We start from the raw sequence: 18,893 nt of genomic DNA, 5'->3' as shown, positions 1-18,893 counted from the left end.
GCCCATGTGCTTTCACCGCCAACAAGCGTCTAAAAATCGCGGATCAACTGCGTGGTACGCCGTCCTCCACCAACACTGCGATCGGCATCGCGCCCAACGCATCGCGCAGATACAGCAAGCCGTTTTCATCGACCTTAGGCGCCGCTGGACTCAACCAGTCGAACAGCGCTCGCGCGGCCAGATCCGTAGGCATTTCGATTGCCGTATCGCCCCATTTATCCGGATCGACCATCGGCAAATCGCCGTCTGCACCGAGCAACCCGGCAGCAAGCCGGCTCGCCACCACCACAGCCCACGCATTGCCATGCCGCCGTGCAAACGCGATCACATTCGACGCATACGCACCGCGCACCGCGAGCGGCAGATACGTGCTCTGACTCAGCAACTCCGGCAAATGCGCGCGCAACGCCAGCACGCGTTGCACCACCGCGAGTTTCACCCGGCTATCGTGCCAACTCGCCAGGAACTCCGAAGGCGGTGTCTGTGCCAGCCACGCCTCACGTTTGGCGAAATCGACGGGCCGGCGATTGTCCGGATCGACCAGACTGAAGTCCCACAACTCAGTGCCCTGATAAAGATCGGGAATCCCAGGCGACGCCAGCCGCAACACCGTCTGCTGCAAACTATTGAGCGCACCGGCGCGCCCAATCCGCGCCACGAACGCGGACAACTCGCGCAGGAAACCATCGCGCCGCTGCGGCGCCAGGATATCGAACAGGAAATCGCGGCAGCCGGCCTCGTAGGCTTCGTCAGGTGCGAGCCAGTTGGTCTGCAGCTTCGCTTCCCGCAGCGCCTTCAATTGCCATTGCGCGACCCGCTCGGCCAATTCCTTGACGCCCGCTTCATCGTCTGGCTTTAAATCCGGTGGCCAGCAGCCCACCAGCGTCTGATACAGCATCGCTTCGGCGGCGGGGCCGGGCGCCCAGTCGTAGCTTGTGTCTTCACCGACGCTGCTGATCGGCTTACCGTCGACGCCGCGGCGAAGCGGCGCGTTCAGTGTCGACCATGCGCGCAACCTGGCGCTCCATTCATCCGGGATTTCGCTCAACACGGCAAGCCGCGCGCGCACGTCTTCGCCACGCTTGTGGTCATGCGTCGCCGTGGCCAGCATCGCATGAGGAAAGCGCTGCGAACGCCCGAGATTCGCCGCATGGAATTGCTCGACCGACAAAGCGAACTCGCCGGGGTCCGAGCCGACCTCGTTGCGCGACAGCAAACGGCCATAGCGATAGCACGCTGTATCTTCAACCGCCTTCGCGGCGACCGGCGCGGTCAGTTGCGAAAAGAGCGTCTGCGCGGTGCGCCGCGCCGAACCTGCATGACTCGGCGGCGCACCATTCGGACCCTGCTGCTGCGATTGCGCGTTACCGCGTACATTCGGCACCTCTTCGGCGCTGCCGCCAAGCCACGCGTTCACGCGGTCGAGCACCACATAGTCCGCGCGCGAAAGCGTTTGTCTCGCGCCGGCCAGCGCCTGCTCGAAATACACGTTGTCGGCGGCGCTGCGCAGCCCGTTCTGTGGATAGATCCGATACACCGGAAAATGCACGACCAGTTCGGTCAGCACACGGTGAAGCGCGGTGAAAGTGAAATCGCGCGTCGTCAGCGAATCGCGGGCGATGCGATGCAATGCACGCGCCGCGCGGTCCAGTTCCGCCGAAAGGTTCTCCGCGAGAATCTTGCGCCGCGCGGCCAAGGCTTCATCGGCGAAGCGCGGGCTGCGGCCGGTGAGTTCGGTCCACGTCTGCGCGAGCGGTTCGGCGCCGGCCGGATCGTGCAGCAGCGCGCCCACGTCGTTCATGAAATCGTAGCCGGTCGTGCCGTCCACGGGCCAGTCGTCGCGCAGCGGCTCGCCGCGGCCGAGAATTTTTTCGACGACCACATACGGCGCGGTGTCACGCAATTCGGTGAGGCGCTGCCGCAGACGCTGACAGTACTCTCGCGGTTCAGCGAGACCGTCCACGTGGTCGATCCGCAAACCATCCACCACGCCTTCCTGATACAGACGGAAAATCAGCGCATGCACGGCCTCGAATACTTCGGGCCGCTCCACACGCACACCGGCCAGCGTCGAGATGTCGAAGAAACGCCGCCAGTTCACTTCGTCCGAAGCGGTGCGCCACCATGCAAGACGGAAGTGCTGCCGTTCGATCAGCCGATGCAGGCGGTCACGTGTCACTGGATCCGCGGGCGCATACGCTTCCAGCACCAATTCGATCGCCGAGGCGCCGTTTTGCGCGACGAACTCGCGCAGCATGTCGCGTCCCTCGGCGGCGCGCGGTTGATCGGCCGGCTGTGTCGTCAGGCCCTGGAAACGCTCGCCCAGTGCGGTGAGATCGGCGCGATCGGCGCTTTGCAGAATCGACGCGTAATCGGTTGGGCACACCGGAAACACATGCGGCCCGTAACCGATATAAAAGCGCCCACTGTCGGCCGCAAAATGCAGCGCAATCCGGCCTGCTGCGAGTTCCTCGCCGTACGGCGCGCCGAGTGCGGGCACCAGCACCTTGCCGCGCAGAGCCGGATCGGGCGAATGCCAGTCGACATCGAAATGGCGTGCGTACGCGCTGTGCCGGCCCCATTCGAGGATATCGAGCCACCACGCGTTGCTCGAGCCGCCGACGCCCATATGGTTCGGCACGAGGTCGACGATCAGCCCCATGTTGTGCGCGCGCAGCTTATCGACGAGGCGTTTCAAGCCCGCCTCGCCGCCGCATTCGGCGCTGACCTGGGTGTAGTCGACGGTATCGTAGCCGTGCATCGAGCCCGGCTCGGCGGTGGTGATGGGCGACGCGTACACGTGGCTGATGCCGAGCGCGGCGAAGTAGTCGACATGCCTGGCGGCATCGTCGAAGGTAAAGCCTCGATGGAATTGGAGGCGAAGCGTGGAGCGCGGGACGGTCATGGCGTATCAGGCTCCGAAGAAGCGGGGGAAGAGGCAGGAACGGTTGCGCCGCGGCGCGCGCGGTCGACGGCCAGCAGGCGATCGCTGAAGGTGTCGTCCTCGAACAATTCGTCGATGGGCAAGGTCACACGGCGGCGCCAGTTCGGATGCTCGTCGATCGAGCCGGGCAGATTCGGCTGCTCGACGAGCGCGAGCAAATCATCGAGCGGGAAAGTGACGAGCGGCCCGGGCGTCGCGGCGACGAAGGCGAGCGCTTCATCCACGGGCGCCTCGTCGGGCGGCGGCGCTTCCACGTCCGGCACGGCGACGCCGGCTTGCTGGAACGCGCGCCATAACAGCGCGCGATCGGCGGCGCGTTCTTCCTGCGCCACTTCCTCCGCGTCGCGGCCATCGGCGCGCGCCATCGTCTGACCGATCCGGTTGCGCCACGTGATGTCGCTGCCGCGCCACCAGCCGGCCACGGTCGGCAGATCATGGGTCGTGGTGGTGCCGACCGCGTTGCGGTCCCACGCGTGCGGCGGCTTGAAGCCGTTGCCACCTTCCGCGCCTTCGAACCACAGCACGCGAATGCCGGCGAGACCGTGCTCGTCGAGCCGCTCGCGAAAGCCGGGCGGCACGGTGCCGAGATCTTCACCGATCACGATCGCGCGATGCCGCCACGATTCGAGCGCGATCAGCCGCAACAGGTCTTCGAGCGGATAGCGCAGATAGGCGCCGTTACGCGCGCTCTCGCCTTCGGGCACGAGCCATAGGCGCCGCAAGCCGAGAATGTGGTCGATGCGGATGCCGCCCGCATGCGCGAACGCCGCGCGCAGCATGTCGATGAACGCGGAGAAGCCCTGCGTACGCATGGCGCGCGGCGAGAATGTAGTGAGCCCCCATGCCTGGCCGGCCTGGTTGAACAGATCGGGCGGCGCGCCCACTGAAACGCCTTGCAGCATGTCGTCGCGGTACGACCATGCATGGCTGCCGGCACTATCGCACCCAACGGCTAAGTCAGCGATCAGGCCGACGGCCATCCCGGCATCGGTCGCTGCATGCTGCGCGTGCGACAGACCCTTGGCGGCGAGCCATTGCAGAAACAGATGAAAATCGACTTCATGCCGATGCGCTTCGGCAAAGGCTTCAACCTCCGGGCTGCGCGGATCGCGCAACGCCTCAGGCCAGTTGCGCCAGTGGCCATTGCCGCCCTCCTGAGCCAACTGCACTGCCTGCAGCGCTTCGAAACGCGCGTGATCTTCGAGCGCACGGCCGGCACGTTCGCAGAAGCCATGAAATTCGAGCGCGTGCGGCGTGTCGTGTGCGCGTTCCTGCTTGCAGAAGTTTTCATACAGCACGCGTAAAACCTTCAGCTTCAGCACGACCGCGTTCGGCCAGTCGATCAGCGGCAAGTCTTCGAGTGTCGACCAGGCGTCGGTGGCTTGCGCGGCCTCGAGCGCGGCGCGTGCGGCGTCCGTGCCGAACACCGCGGCGGGGTCAATATGCGTGACGTTCAGCCACAAACGTGACGACGGTGAATACGGACTGAAACGATTCGGCTCGGCGCTGAACATCGCGTGCGTCGGACTGACGGCTAGCGCATGCGCGCCACGCTTCGCGCTTTCAATCGCCAACTGCGCGAGGGCCGTATAGTCGCCGATGCCGCCATCCCCCTTGCGGCGCAAGCCGTATAACTGCGCGGCAATGCCCCACAGCGGCGGCGTGTGCGCCGTGGCGCCGTCGTGCAGCGTGCGCCATGCATCCGCGACGGTATAGCAGCGTGACGGCGCCACGGCCAATGTCACGCGTTGCTCGTTGATCACCAGCGTGTGATAGCCGGGCTCGTCGATCGGTGCGAGCAACGCTTCCTCGCCCTTAGGCGCCGTGAAGCGGCCGTCGATGATCGAGCCGCTTTCGAGTTCGATCCGGTAGTGACTGCCGGATTTGATCGCCGCGGCAGGCAGCGCGATACCGCGCTCGACCTCCGCGGTCATCAGCGGCGGCAGTTTGCGGCCGGACAGTTCGGCTTCGAGCGCGGCTGCGCTGTGCCGGATTTGCGTGGCGTTACCGCAGGGCAAGCCCATCCGTTCGAGCAGCACGGCGAGCGTGCTCTCCGGTACGTGCTGCGTAGTATGGTGCGCATCCCGCCACTCGACCTCAAAGCCGGCGCGAGTGGCAAGGGTAACGATCGTATCGGTCGGGCGTCGGGTGCTCACGCGTGGCGCTCCTGTTGGCTCGCGATGCGAGCATCGTGGCCGATGGCATAGTGGCTGACGTCGCCGGTCACCCATGCGACAAACGCGTATGACGGCAACACCTTGGCGTCGACCTGCTCGCGCACGCGCGGCGGCGTTTCGAAAATCACTTTGCCGGCGGGCAGATCGGGGAACGCCACGTTCTCCTTCGAGAGATTCAACGCGATCGACAAGGTTTCGCCGTCGCAAAGTTTCCAGCGGCCGATCAGCGCATTGGCATCGCCGCCGTTTGCGGCGGTCAGCACAGTCGAGCCGAGCGCTCTGGAATGTTTGAGGCGCGGCGTGATCAGCTTCGCCCGCACGGCGAGCGCGGATTTGTAGAAGTGCATCCAGTCGAGGCGGTCTTTCGCGGTGTCATCCGCGGCGGAGCCTTGAACGGGCTCAGGCGGTGACGAGGCCGTAAAGGTCCTCACGTCGTTCGGATCGGGAATCTGCGCGCGACGCTTTTCGTCGCTGAACGACGAAAAGCGCGCGAATTCGCGGCGCCGTCCTTCGCGCACGGCGTCGGCGAGCTCGCCGGTGTAGTCGGTGAAAAACAGGAACGGCTGGGTCGACCCGTATTCCTCGTCCATGAACAGCAGGGGAATTTGCGGCGAGAGCAGCAGCAAGCCGGTGGCGGCGCGCAAGGCGTCGTCCGACGTCAGTTTGCGCAGGCGCTCGCCGAATGCGCGATTGCCGATCTGATCGTGATTCTGCAAGAACATCACGAATGAAGTGGTCGGCAGATGCCCGCTCGATTCGCCACGCGGCGCGCCGTCGTGAATCGGCGACGGCTCACCCTGATACGCGAAGCCCTCCGACAACACGCGCGCGAGGCGGCGGATCGGCTGATCTTCATAGGCGTGGTAATAGCCTTCGGTTTCGCCCGTCAGCAGAACATGCAGTGTGTTGTGCGCGTCGTCGTTCCATTGCGCGTCGAAATGCGTTTCCAGCAGGCTCGCACTGTTGTGCTCGTTTTCCAGCACCAGATGCACATGCCGCCCGTGCTGTACTTTCGCGCGGATATGGTCGGACAATTCGCGCAGCCACGCATGATTGCCGATGGCATGCACCGCATCGAACCGCAGGCCGTCGAGGCGATATTCGTTGATCCAGTAGACGGCGTTGTCGGTGAAAAAGTCGCTCACTTCACAGCGGTCGAAATCGATCGCGGGGCCCCAGGGCGTATGCGTACCTTCGCGGAAAAACGAGCGCGCGTATTCGTGCAGATAATTGCCGTCCGGGCCGAAGTGGTTGTAGACCACGTCGAGAAACACCATCAGGCCGAGGCCGTGGGCGGCGTCGATCAGCGCTTTTAGTTCTTCGGGGCGGCCGTACGCGGAATCGGGCGCATATGGCAGCACACCGTCGTAGCCCCAATTGTGCTTGCCGGGAAAGTCGTTCAACGGCATCAATTCGATCGCCGTCACGCCGAGTGCGGCGAGCGCGGGCAACCGTTTCTGCACGCCCGCATAGCCGCCCATCGCGCCGACGTGCAACTCGTACAACACCGTTTCTTCCCACGGGCGGCCATGCCAGTTGGTGTGTTCCCAGTGGTACGCCCGCGGGTCGATCACTTCGCTCGGGCCGTGCACGTCTTGCGGCTGGAAGCGCGACGCAGGATCGGGAACCGCATGCTCGCCATCGAGCCGGAAGCGATACAGCGTGCCCGCGCCGCTGTCCACGGTCGTTTCGAACCAGCCGTTGCCGGTGGACGTCATGTCATGCGTGCCTTGGGCTGGTCCATTTTCAATTGCCACCTGCACCGTCTTGCACGACGGCGCCCAGAAACGGAACCGGGTGCGCGGCTTCGCGCCCGTAGCGCCCAGCAACTGTGCGCCGAACGGCAGGCAATGCGCGTGATGATGCGCGTGAGGATCAATCGGACTTTCGGACATGATTCATCACCATTCGTTTTTGCTGCTCGCCTACGTGGTCGGCGACGCATCGCTGCTCGGCGGATGCTCACCCGGATCGGGCGGCAGGGCGGTCAGCAGCCGCGGCCCGTGCTGCGCGCCGGCCTTCCAGCCCGCCTGCCAATCCGCTTCGCCCACCGGTTGCGCCGCCAGCATCACAAGGCTATGCCCGGCCACTTCGACCTCTGCCACCGCCAACCGATGCGGCGCGCTTTCCGGCTCAGCAGTGTCTAACAGCACATGCCATTCCAGATGTGGTGCAGGAGGCGTAAAGCGCTGCGTTTCGTCCGCTGCGTTGAGCATCATCAACAATACTTCCGTTTCGCCATTCAAGCCTGGACCCGCGCGACGCAGCGTGAACGCGCGGCCTTCAGGGTCCTGCCAGGCTTCGATGGTAAGTGGATCGCCGTGTTCATCGAACCAGCCGACATCGAACAGACCCGGCAACACTTCGCGGTCGCCGAACAAAAAACGCGTTTCGCGTAGCAACGGATGCTGTTTGCGCAGCGCGATCACGCGCGCGATGAACGCAGTCATCTGGCGGCCGTCGAGCGACTCCGCGCGCTCCCAGTCGAGCCATGATAGTTCGTTATCCTGGCAGTACGCATTGTTGTTACCGTTCTGCGTACGCAGCGTTTCGTCGCCTGCCAGCATCATGGGCGTGCCGAGCGCCATCAGCAGCGTCGCGATCAGCGAGCGGGCCACGCGCTTGCGGGTTTCGAGGATGACCGGAGCGTCGGTCGCGCCTTCTACGCCCCAATTGCGACTGCAGTTTTCATTGTGGCCGTCGTTGTTGTCTTCGCGATTCGCCTCGTTGTGCTTGTGCTCGTACGCGGTGACATCGGCGAGCGTAAAGCCGTCATGTGACGTGACAAAGTTGACGGATGCCCACGGCTTCCTGAAGCGCCGGTTGAACAGATCGGCTGAACCGGTTAGACGCGCGGCAAGATCGGGCCGCAGTCCCGCATCGCCGCGCCAGAAACGGCGCACCGTGTCGCGGAAACGGTCGTTCCATTCGGCGAACCCCGGCGGATGATTGCCGAGTTGGTAACCGCCAGGCCCAATGTCCCATGGCTCGGAAATCAGCTTGCGTTGCGACAGGATCGGGTCCTGGCGCAATGCGTCGAAGAAACCGGAGCCGGGATCGAAGCCGTGTTGTTCGCGGCCGAGCGTCACGCCGAGATCGAAACGGAAGCCGTCGATATTGAACTTCGTCGACCAGTAGCGCAGCGAATCCATCACCATCTGCAGTACACGCGGATGCGGCAGGTTCACGGTATTGCCGCAGCCGGTGTCGTTGATATGGTGGCGTTCGTCGCCGGGAATCAGGCGGTAGTAGCTCGCATTGTCGAGGCCGCGCCACGAGACGGTCGGCCCCATCTCGTTGCCTTCGCAGGTGTGGTTGTAGACCACGTCGAGAATCACTTCGATGCCGGCCGCGTGCAACTGACGCACGGCGATGCGCATTTCATCGAGCCGGTGCGTGCTCAGATACGACGGCTCCGGTGCAAAAAATGCCGCGGTGTTGTAACCCCAGTAATTGCGCAGCCCGCGCTCCACCAGAAAGCGGTCGTTCAGAAACGCATGCACGGGCAGCAATTCGACGGCGGTCACGCCGAGCTTCAGCAAATGCTCAATGAACTCCGGCGAAGCCAGCGCGGCGAATGTGCCGCGTTCGTGCTGCCGCAAATCGGGGCGCAACATCGACACGCCGCGCACATGCGCCTCGTAGAGGATGGTTTCGCCCCACGGCACATTCGGACGCTTGTCGTGCGACCAGTCGAAGGCTTCGTCGATCACGACGCACTTCGGCATGGCCGGCGCCGAATCGCGGCGGTCGATTGAAAGATCGGCGCGATTCGAATGCACGCGATAGCCGAACAGCGCGTCAGACCAGCGAAACTGCCCGACCAGTTTGCGTGCATACGGATCGAGCAATAGCTTGTGCGGATTGAAGCGATGCCCATGCTGCGGCTGATACGCCCCATGTGCGCGAAAACCGTATGCAGTGCCGGGATGTGCGTTGGGCAAATAGCCGTGCCAGACTTCGTCAGTGCACTCGGGCAGCGTGAAACGCCTGAGTTCCTTGCGACCGGTGGGATCGAACAGGCAAAGCTCGATTTTCTGCGCATTCGCCGAGAACACCGCAAAGTTGACGCCGAGGCCATCCCAGCTGGCGCCGAGCGGATAGGGCGAGCCGGGCAGAAGCCGGTCGGGCATTGCATGCGACATGATTCCCCTTCCTTGTTCTGTTTTATGAACGCTATCGTGGGACTTCATGCAACGAGCGCGCGGCCTGGCCGCCGCGCGCTCGCCTTACAACCCTTCCATCAATCCGCCCGCAAAACGATCGTCGCCAAAGGCGGTAACGTCAGTGCAGCGGAATGCGGCCAGCCGTGGCTCGAGATTTCGTCGGTGTGAATCAGGCCGCCGTTGCCCATGTTCGAGCCGCCGTACACGCCGGCATCCGTATTCAGCACTTCTGCCCAGCGGCCGCCGCGCGGCATCCCCATCCGGTAACCGACCCGCGGCACCGGCGTCATATTGCAGATCACCACGAGTTCGCGGCCCGCGCCGTCGGTACGGCGATAGGCGTACACGCTGTTGGCGCTGTCGTCGCCGATCAGCCATTCGAAGCCGCCCGGCTCGCTGTCGAGCAAATGCAGCGCGGGCTCCTGGAGGTACAGATGGTTCAGGTCGCGCACCAATTTCTGCACGCCGTGATGGTTCGGATCGTCGAGCAGATGCCAGTGCGGCGACGTGTCGTGATCGAATTCCGCCATCTGGCCGAATTCGCCGCCCATGAACAACAGCTTCTTGCCCGGATGCGTCCACATGAAGCCAAAGTACGCGCGCAGGTTGGCGAACTTCTGCCACCGGTCGCCGGGCATCTTGCCGAGCAGGGAGCCTTTGCCGTGCACCACTTCGTCGTGCGAGAGCGGCAGCACGAAGCGCTCGGAATATGCGTACACCATCCCGAACGTCATCATGTGGTGATGGTATTGGCGGTAGACCGGGTCCTCCTCCATGAAGTGCAGCGTGTCGTGCATCCAGCCCATGTTCCACTTGAACTGGAAGCCGAGGCCGCCGTCTTCGACGCGCGCCGTCACGCCTGGCCACGCAGTCGATTCTTCGGCGATCGTGATTGCGCCCGGTACGCCGGGCACATAGCCGACTTCATGATTCAGCCGCTTCAGGAACGCGATCGATTCGAGATTTTCACGCCCGCCGTAGATATTCGGCACCCACTCATCGGCGGCGCGCGAATAGTCGCGATACAGCATCGAGGCGACCGCATCCACGCGCAGGCCGTCGACGTGATAGCGCTTCAACCAAGCGAGACCCGACGCCACCAGGAACGCGCTCACCTCGTTGCGGCCGAGGTTGTAGATCATCGTGTTCCAGTCCTGGTGATAGCCTTCGCGCGGATCGGCGTGCTCGTAGAGCGGCGTGCCGTCGAAGTCGATCAAACCATGCGCGTCGTTCGGAAAGTGCGCCGGCACCCAGTCGAGAAACACGCCGAGTCCAGCCGCGTGCGCTTTGTCAACGAACAGGGCGAACTGCTCAGGCTTGCCGAAGCGAGCGGATGGCGCGAACTGTCCGAGTGGCTGATAGCCCCACGAACCGCCGAACGGATGCTCGGCAATCGGCATGAACTCGACGTGCGTGAAGCCCATGCTTTTCACGTAAGGAATCAGCCGCTCGGCGAGTTCTTCCCAGGTGAGGCCGCGTTGACCTTCTTCGGCGACGCGCAGCCACGATTCGGCATGCACTTCGTAGATCGAGATCGGTGCGCGCGGGGTCTGTTTGGCGGCGCGCGACTGAATCCAGTCCTGGTCGGTCCACGCAAACTGCTCGATCTCGTCGACATGCGCGACCACCGAGGCGGTGCCCGGCGGCCTTTCCGTTTGCATGGCGCACGGATCGGCTTTTAGGGGCAGCGGATGGCCATCACGAGCGAGCAATTCGTACTTGTAGCGCGTGCCCGCGCCGACGCGCGGCACAAACAATTCCCATACACCGGCCTGATGACGCAGCCGCATCGGATGACGGCGCCCATCCCACGAATTGAAGTCGCCGACCACCGATACGCGTCGCGCATTCGGCGCCCATACGGCAAAGCGCACGCCCGGCACGCCGTCCACTTCCATCGGGCGTGAGCCGAGGCATTCGAGCACGGCGTACGGGTCGCCGCCGGCGAGACGGCCCAACGGCTCGTCGCCGAGAACGGGGCCGAACGAATACGTGTCCTCGATTTCCTGCACGGTGCCGTGCCAGTCGATGCGCAGCCGATAGGGCGCCGCCGACGTGACGCGACCGGCAAACAGCCCCGGCCTGAGTTGCTCGAGCGCGCCGAGCGTTGTGCCGTCGGCGCGTGAAATCACGGTAACGTGCGTGGCGTTCGGCAACAGCGCGCGCACCACCGGACCTGCGTCCGTCTGATGCATGCCGAGCTGCGAGAAAGGATCGGGGTGACGCGCTTCAACGAGCGCGTCGATATCCAGCGGTTGGAGGCCTGCGGCCGGGTCATGCTCACTCATAGTCGCCCTCAGCCGGATTAGGCGGTGCGGCGGCGCCTGGCGCCTGGGTTGATGGGTCGTGCTGCGGGCTGCCGGTGTCGCCGAGCAACCGGCTGGTGAGCGCGGCGAGGCCGCGTACCGGCAAACTGAGCCACGTCGGACGGTTGGCCGCTTCGTAACGGATTTCGTACGCGGCTTTCTCGATCAGGAACAGATCGAGCAGGGCCTGTTCGGCTTCGGGCGCCACCAGCGGCGTCGGCGAATCGGCGATGGCGGCGCGGTATTCCTTCAGGAACGTTTCGGTCGCGTGGGCGCGGAAACGCTCGAAGAGCGTGCGCTTGCGATCGGCGGTCTGCTGCGGCGCGCTTTCCATCGTGGACTGCGCCGCGGCGCTCGCATAGGACAGTGAGCGCATCAAGCCGGCCACGTCGCGCAACGGGCTCGACTTCTGGCGCCGCTCCTCTAACGTACGGGCGGGCTCGCCTTCGAAATCGATCAGATACGCGTCGCCCTGCGCGACCAGCACCTGGCCCAGATGGAAGTCGCCGTGAATGCGCAAGCGCAACGCCCCCGCATTGCCCGAGACCAGCTTGTTGACGGCCTGAACGAGCGCAGCGCGGCGGTCGATCAGGCTTTGCGCCAATGCTTTGGTGTCCGGATCGCTCATCTGCGCGATGCGCGGTGCGAGCAGATCGAGTGCGCTGGCGAGCATGGCTTGCGTGCCGTCGACCCACGCCTTCACCTGTTCGGCGCTGGCGGGTTCCGGCGCGAACGCCGGGTCGTCGGAAGGCGAAGCAAGGACCACGTGCAATTCGCCCAGCCGCTTGCCGATGATGCCCGCCAGCGCACTGTAGCCTTCCATGAGAATCGCTTCGTTATCGCGATCCTGCGGTTGCGCATCCGTGTCGACGGTGATGGCGAGTTCGTCCACCGAGCGGCGCAGGTAGTCGAGCGACCAGTTCCACGCGTCGCCCTGATTGTCGATATAGCCTTGCAAAATCGCGAGTGTATGCGGCACGCCCTCGGGATCGACGCGTACCACCTCACCATACAGCGGCGCGGTGTTCGCGTAGCCGAGCTGGGTCAGATAACGGCTGATTTCCGCTTCCGGATGAATGCCGCTTACCAGACGCCGCACGAGTTTGAGCACCGCGGCATCGGCGATGATCAGCGAGCTGTTGCTTTGCTCAGCCGCCAGCCAACGGATTTCCGGACGCTCGCCGAGTTCGCTGAGTTCGTCGAAGCGCTCGGTCGGGATGAACTTGATCTCGCTCTTCTGCACGGTCGGCACGACTGCGCGTTCGCGTAGTTTGCGCAGCACACCATGGGCGAAGATCGGCAGCGCGAACGCGTCCGTCAGATGGCCGACGTTGCGGCCGCGGCGCACGCGCGCGAGCGCCAGTTGCATGAACAGTGGCGTCGTGGTTTCGCCGCCCCACGTGATGGCGATCGGCACGACGTAGCGTTCGGTATGGTCGCCCACGTCCGCTTCGATTTCGGTGAAGGCGAAGCCGCCGTTGGGGATCGTCGTCAACGCGGCGAGGCGTACCGCATGCATCTTCTGATCCTTCGAGGCAAACCAGCGGCGCCGGCTCAGCCACGACGGCAGCACTTCGGATTCGAGCAGGCGCACGTTCTCCGGTGTCGGGCCGACCTGGCCCTCGCGGATCACGATCGTGACGAATTCGGGCAGTGGTTCGGAATGCGCTTGCGCCCATGTCGGACGCTGGCCGCCCGAGCACAGCATGAACCACAGGAAGCCGTACGGCGGGAAGGTCAGCAGATAGGTGAGTTGGCCGATCGCGGGGAACACGGAGTCGGCGGTCATTTCGACCGGCACCGAGCCGTTGAACTCGGATAGATCGAGTTCCACCGCCTGCGGAGCGCGCGACAGATTCGCCACGCACAGGATCGGCGGCTCGCCCGGCAGTTCGCGCAGATACGCGAGAATCTTGCGGTTTTCCGGCTTCAGGAAACGGATCGTGCCGCGCCCGAAGGTTTGTTTCGCGCGACGCGTCGCGAGCATGCGCCGGGTCCAGTTCAGCAGCGAATGCGGGTCGCGGCTTTGCGCCTCGACGTTGACGGCGTCGAAGCCGTACAACGAACCCATCACCGGCGGCAGCACCAGTTGTTCAGGATCGGCGCGCGAGAACCCGCCGTTGCGATCCGACGACCATTGCATCGGCGTGCGCACGCCGTCGCGGTCGCCGAGGTGGATGTTGTCGCCCATGCCGAGTTCGTCGCCGTAATAGATCACGGGCGTGCCGGGCATCGACAGGAGCAGCGAATTGATCAGTTCAATGCGCCGGCGGTCGCGTTCCATTAGCGGCGCGAGGCGGCGGCGAATGCCGAGGTTCAGGCGCGCGCGGCGATCGCTCGCATACGTGTTCCAGAGGTAGTCGCGCTCGGAATCCGTCACCATTTCGAGCGTCAGTTCGTCGTGATTGCGCAGGAAAATCGCCCACTGGTTCGTTTCCGCGAGATCCGGCGTCTGCCGCATGATGTCGGTGATCGGGAAGCGGTCTTCGCTCGCAATCGACATATAGATGCGCGGCATCAGCGGGAAGTGGAACGCCATATGGCATTCGTCTTCGTCGCCGAAATATTCCTTCACGTCTTCCGGCCACTGGTTCGCTTCAGCGAGCAGCATCCGGTTTGGATACTCGGCGTCGATGGTCGCGCGGATCTTCTTCAGCACCGCGTGCGTTTCGGGCAGGTTCTCGTTGTTGGTGCCTTCGCGTTCGACCAGATACGGCACCGCGTCGAGCCGTAGCCCGTCGATGCCCATGTCGAGCCAGAATCGCATCACTTGCAGCACTTCCTTCAGCACGGCCGGATTGTCGAAGTTCAGATCGGGCTGGTGCGAATAGAAGCGGTGCCAATAGTAAGCACCCGCGACCGGATCATGCGTCCAGTTTGACGGCTCCGAATCGATGAAGATGATCCGTGTTTCCTGGTACTTCTGATCGGTATCGGACCACACATAGTAGTTGCGATGATTGGACCCCGGCTTCGCGCGGCGGGCGCGCTGAAACCACGGGTGCTGATCCGAGGTGTGGTTGATCACCAGCTCCGTAATCACGCGGATGCCGCGTGCGTGCGCTTCCTGAATGAAGCGCTTCACGTCGGAAAGCTGGCCGTAGTCCGGATGCACATTGCGGTAGTCGGCGATGTCGTAGCCGTCGTCGCGGCGCGGCGACGGATAGAACGGCAGCAGCCAGATCGCATTCACACCGAGCTCGGCGATGTAATCGAGCTTCGCGATCAAGCCGGGAAAATCGCCCACGCCGTCGTTGTTCGCGTCGAAGAACGACTTGATATGCACCTGATAAATGATCGCGTCTTTGTACCAGAGCGGATCGTCGCTCAAGGCCGCGGGCTTGCCGCGCCGCTGCGAGCGTGCTTTGGCAGCGCTGCCGGTGGCGGCGCTCGCATGGGTCTGCGACGTAGGTTGGGCTGGATCGTCACGCTTCATGTCGCACCTTCCGTAGGGGTTGGGTTGCCAGCGTCGTCTGCGTGATAGTCGCTGTCGGCATCATCTGGGCGTTCAGCGGGCAAGCCGCCGAGCGGCGCGATGCGCCAGATCGAAAACGGCTGGCCCGAACCGAGCCGGATGTGCTGCCAGCGGCCGTGCCATTCGAAACGCGCACCGGTCATCTGATCGGTCACTTCCAGCGCGCCATGGTCGTGCAGATTCCAGTGCTTGAAAGTGTCCCACGACAATTCGATATCCGCGCCCTGTTCGTTGAACGGGTCAAGATTGATTGCCACCAGGATGACGTTGTCGCGCGCTTCGGTGGCTTTTTCGAAGAATAGGATGTTGTCGTTGTGCGCGGTGAGGAACGTGAGACCGAGATGCGTTTGCAGCGCCGGGTTCGCGCGGCGAATCCGGTTCAACGCACTGATCTCGCCGACGATATTGCCGGGCCGGTTCCAGTCCCACGCGCGCAACTGATACTTCTCGGAGTCGAGATATTCCTCGCTGTTCGGCAGCGCGGCGGCCTCGCACAATTCGAAACCGCTATACACGCCCCATAAACCGGCCAGCGTGGAGGCCAACGCGGCCCGAATCAGAAAGCCCGAACGCCCCGACGACTGCAAATGCCGCGGGTTGATATCCGGCGTATTGACAAAGAAATTCGGCCGGTAGAAATCACGCGCGCTGCTTTGCGTGAGTTCGGTCATGTACTCGATGAAGTCGCGCTTCGACTCGCGCCACGTGAAATACGTGTACGACTGCGAGAAGCCGATCTTGCCGAGGCGGTTCATCATGCGTGGCCGCGTGAAGGCTTCGGCGAGGAAGATCGTGTCGGGATAGCGCGAGCGCACATCGTCGATCACCCATTCCCAGAACGGCAGCGGTTTGGTATGCGGATTGTCCACGCGGAAAATGTGCACGCCGGCTTCGATCCAGAACAGGAAGACGTCGCGCAGCGCGAGCCACAAATCAGGCTTGGCGTCGTGCGCATAGAAGTCGGGATTGACGATGTCCTGATACTTCTTCGGCGGATTTTCCGCATAACGCAGCGTGCCGTCCGGGCGCCAGGCGAACCACGTCGGATGTTCTTTCAGCCACGGGTGGTCCGGCGAGCACTGGATCGCGAAGTCGAGCGCGATTTCGAGGCCGTGCGCGTGGGCGGCGGCCAGCATCTGCTTGAAGTCGTCGAGCGTGCCGAGTTCGGGATGCACGGCGGTGTGGCCGCCTTCGACCCCGCCGATCGCGTACGGGCTGCCAACATCTCCCGGTTGCGCATTCAGCGTGTTGTTGCGGCCTTTGCGGTTCGCGATGCCGATCGGGTGGATCGGCGGGAAGTACAGCACGTCGAAGCCCATGTCGCGGATGCGCGGCAGTTTCGTGACGACGTCAGCGAAGGTGCCGTGACGCGATTCGTCGTCGCTCATCGAACGCGGGAAGATTTCGTACCAGCTGGCGAAATGCGCGGCGGTCCGATCGGCGTCGATCTTGTAGACGATTGGATCGCGGCTCAGGAACGGGCGGTGGCGCGCGGCGGTCATCGCCTTCGCGGTGGTCGGCGCGAGGATCAATGCGAGCTTCGTTTCGGCGTCGGCCTTGGTGAAGACCTTGACGATATGGTCGAGCGGCTTGCTTGTCGTACCGTCCGCGCCTTCTGCGGTTTCCACTTCGGCGAGCACCAGGGCGAACAGATGCGCGGCTTCGTCGAGTTCGAGCTCGACGGTTTGGCCCGCTTTCAGCTTCTTCTGGATATGCTCGACCAGCGACGCGAAGTCGTCGCGCCATGCGATTACTGTGAATTCGTGGCGGCCGAGGCGTTCCAGCGGAATGCGCGCTTTCCAGATATCGAGGCCGGCCGGCTGTGCCGGGCTCATGGGTACTTCGTGCCAGGCGGTTTCGTCGGCGGCGCGCCAGACCACGGCGGCGGCGATCTTGTCGTGACCCTCCGCGAAGATCGCGGCGGTGATTTCAACTTGCTCGCCCACCGTGCGCTTGGCGGGAAAGCGCCCGTGGTCGACCGAGGGCGTCACGCTCTCGATCGCCACGCGCGGCGCGTTGATCGCTTCGAGCACGATCTTGCGACCGCTGCGCTTGCTGTTCGCCTTGTCGATCGGCGGCGCGAGACGGATCGGTTTATCGGCGACCCCGCGGAACAAACGGACTGCGCCGGGTGCGAGCGTGAACGGCGTCAGCCCGGCGGGCGTGGCATGCCCGGGCGCGTCGAGCGGGACGAAGCGCGTGAAGTTGCCCGGTACGCCCGTGAGGAAGCGGGCGGGATCGACGCGCACAGGCGCGCCGAGTTCGGGATTGATAGCGATCAGGACGGCTTCGCCGGCGTTGCGCAGATCGGGCGTGTCGGCCCGCAGCAACACCGCTGCGGGCGCGCCGGGCCCGCTTAGCGGGCGCAATTCGCCGTTGGCATGCAGCGTCTTCGTATTGCGCACCACCTCGTTCGCATGGCTGATCCGTTCCGAGAGATCGAAGGGCTTCGACTGGCAGGCGAGGGCGAACTGCGCCGCATCGCCGCGTGTCTGCGACATCGGCTCGGCGATGCCGTATTCGAAGCCCATCGGCATCATCCAGCCGGTGCCGGTCGAGGCCGAAGCGAACAGCGCGCGCCGGTAGGCCCGCTCCACGATGGCGGCGTCGTGCGCATCGCTGAGATCGGCGGCGAGGCGGGTGCCGTAAGGCGCCTCGGGAAAGGCGATGGGTGAGGCGATGCGGGCGAGGGCGGCATGCTCTTCCACCATCCAGCTGGCGCGGAAGTCCCACCAGCGCACCGACGAGAACACGCTGTCGAAGCCCGCGCCTTCGAGGCTAAGTAGATCGCCGCGGGCGAGACCCGGCGTCGCGGCGAGGAAACGCACCTCAGGATGCTTCGCGCGAACCGCACCGCCGAGTTGCCGCCAAACGGCGGCCGGCACGCGATGCGGCGAATCGAACCGGAAGCCGCTGACCCCGGCATCGGCCAGCGCCAGCAGTGGCTGCGTCCACCAGTCGACTATCGCCGCGCGGCTGGCGGCGTCGTCGAAGTTGGCATACGCGACGTTGTCCTCGCGATGCACGTGGCGCGGATCGAGCCGTGCCTCTTCAGACTCGAATGGGTGGAACCAGCCGGCATGTTCGGCGTACAGCGCACCATCGGCGGCCATCCGGTCGATCACCAGATCCACCAGCAAGGCCAGACCAGTTTGGCGGGCGGTGTGCGCGAGCGTGCGGATCGCGTCCGTGGCAGGTTGCTGGGTCTCGAACACGGGATGCAGCCGGCCATGGTTGCCGACCACCTGCCCGTGACCCGCCCGGCCCGGCTCGAAGACGCCGCCGATCAGCGCGTGATCGAAGCCCAGTCCGGCTGCATGAGCGAACTGCGCGGGCCATGCATCGAGCGGTCCAACGAGAAGTGAATGAAAAAAGTAAATCCGCGGCGCGTACCCGTTTTGGGATTCCATCGGTCGTTTCCAGATTCGTCCTGCTGCGGTGTGGATGCAATTGACATGCGATCACAGCGCTCATTGGGCTTCCAGAGCCGGATACCGCGCGATGCCTGAAGCGAGGGCGCGTACTGGTCAATGTAGTGCAAAGATCGTCACGCCGCTGGCCAGTAGGCGGTACTTTGACGCCAGGCGTCGATGGCACGGGTCCGGCCAGAACTATTCGCAAGACGCAGCAAACGTTGTGCCAGTGCGTTTTTGGACTGAAGCGAAGGGGTGGGGAAGCCTGTGCCCTGCGCGCCCTACTGGGAGGCGCGAACGGCGGCCAGAAGAGGCGAGGGCGCGTTGGCGGACAGCCTGCGTGTAAAACGGACGGGCATCGTCCGGGTTTTACACGGGGCGGAGTGCGCCGCCTGCCGGGGCCGCAAAAGGC

At 64.2% G+C, this 18,893-nt stretch carries 7 protein-coding genes; all 7 read right to left on the bottom strand.

From position 1 onward, the window contains the following. Positions 1–43: 43 nt before the first annotated feature. Positions 44–2,905, bottom strand: coding sequence for a malto-oligosyltrehalose synthase (gene treY / locus HHL24_RS20405; protein WP_169487227.1), 2,862 nt, complete (start codon positions 2,903–2,905; stop codon positions 44–46). Continuing rightward, positions 2,902–5,100 carry a 4-alpha-glucanotransferase gene (gene malQ / locus HHL24_RS20400; protein ID WP_169487226.1) on the bottom strand — a complete coding sequence of 733 codons (2,199 nt, stop codon included), beginning with the start codon at positions 5,098–5,100 and terminating at the stop codon, positions 2,902–2,904. Before malQ ends, treY begins: the two co-directional genes overlap by 4 nt. Next, on the bottom strand, positions 5,097–7,016 hold the full coding sequence (treZ, locus tag HHL24_RS20395) for a malto-oligosyltrehalose trehalohydrolase (RefSeq protein ID WP_169487225.1): 1,920 nt from the start codon (positions 7,014–7,016) through the stop codon (positions 5,097–5,099). Before treZ ends, malQ begins: the two co-directional genes overlap by 4 nt. A 30-nt stretch (positions 7,017–7,046) precedes the next feature. Further along, positions 7,047–9,266: a glycogen debranching protein GlgX gene (glgX, locus tag HHL24_RS20390; RefSeq protein WP_169487224.1), complete on the bottom strand. Its 2,220-nt coding sequence runs from the start codon at positions 9,264–9,266 to the stop codon at positions 7,047–7,049. A gap of 98 nt (positions 9,267–9,364) precedes the next feature. After that, positions 9,365–11,575 carry a 1,4-alpha-glucan branching protein GlgB gene (glgB, locus tag HHL24_RS20385; RefSeq protein WP_169487223.1) on the bottom strand — a complete coding sequence of 737 codons (2,211 nt, stop codon included), beginning with the start codon at positions 11,573–11,575 and terminating at the stop codon, positions 9,365–9,367. Further along, entirely contained in the window at positions 11,568–15,029 is a 3,462-nt protein-coding gene (treS, locus tag HHL24_RS20380) for a maltose alpha-D-glucosyltransferase (RefSeq protein ID WP_169487222.1), read from the bottom strand. Before treS ends, glgB begins: the two co-directional genes overlap by 8 nt. Further along, positions 15,026–18,478 (bottom strand): maltotransferase domain-containing protein, encoded by a 3,453-nt coding sequence (locus HHL24_RS20375; protein ID WP_169487221.1) that lies wholly within the window; start codon positions 18,476–18,478, stop codon positions 15,026–15,028. The genes treS and HHL24_RS20375 overlap by 4 nt, the downstream gene beginning before the upstream one ends. Positions 18,479–18,893: the final 415 nt, after the last annotated feature.

This window comes from Paraburkholderia polaris (assembly GCF_012927345.1).
Lineage (GTDB): Bacteria > Pseudomonadota > Gammaproteobacteria > Burkholderiales > Burkholderiaceae > Paraburkholderia > Paraburkholderia polaris.
This window is presented reverse-complemented; position numbering and strand designations above follow the sequence as displayed.

What these genes read in the sequence shown, in the direction of transcription:
- glgX (WP_169487224.1), bottom strand. Translation starts at nt 9,266, where the DNA reads ATGTCGCATGCAATGCCCGACCGGCTTCTGCCCGGCTCGCCCTATCCG.
- treS (WP_169487222.1), bottom strand. Translation starts at nt 15,029, where the DNA reads ATGAAGCGTGACGATCCAGCCCAACCTACGTCGCAGACCCATGCGAGC.
- treZ (WP_169487225.1), bottom strand. Translation starts at nt 7,016, where the DNA reads ATGTCCGAAAGTCCGATTGATCCTCACGCGCATCATCACGCGCATTGC.
- treY (WP_169487227.1), bottom strand. Translation starts at nt 2,905, where the DNA reads ATGACCGTCCCGCGCTCCACGCTTCGCCTCCAATTCCATCGAGGCTTT.
- glgB (WP_169487223.1), bottom strand. Translation starts at nt 11,575, where the DNA reads ATGAGTGAGCATGACCCGGCCGCAGGCCTCCAACCGCTGGATATCGAC.
- HHL24_RS20375 (WP_169487221.1), bottom strand. Translation starts at nt 18,478, where the DNA reads ATGGAATCCCAAAACGGGTACGCGCCGCGGATTTACTTTTTTCATTCA.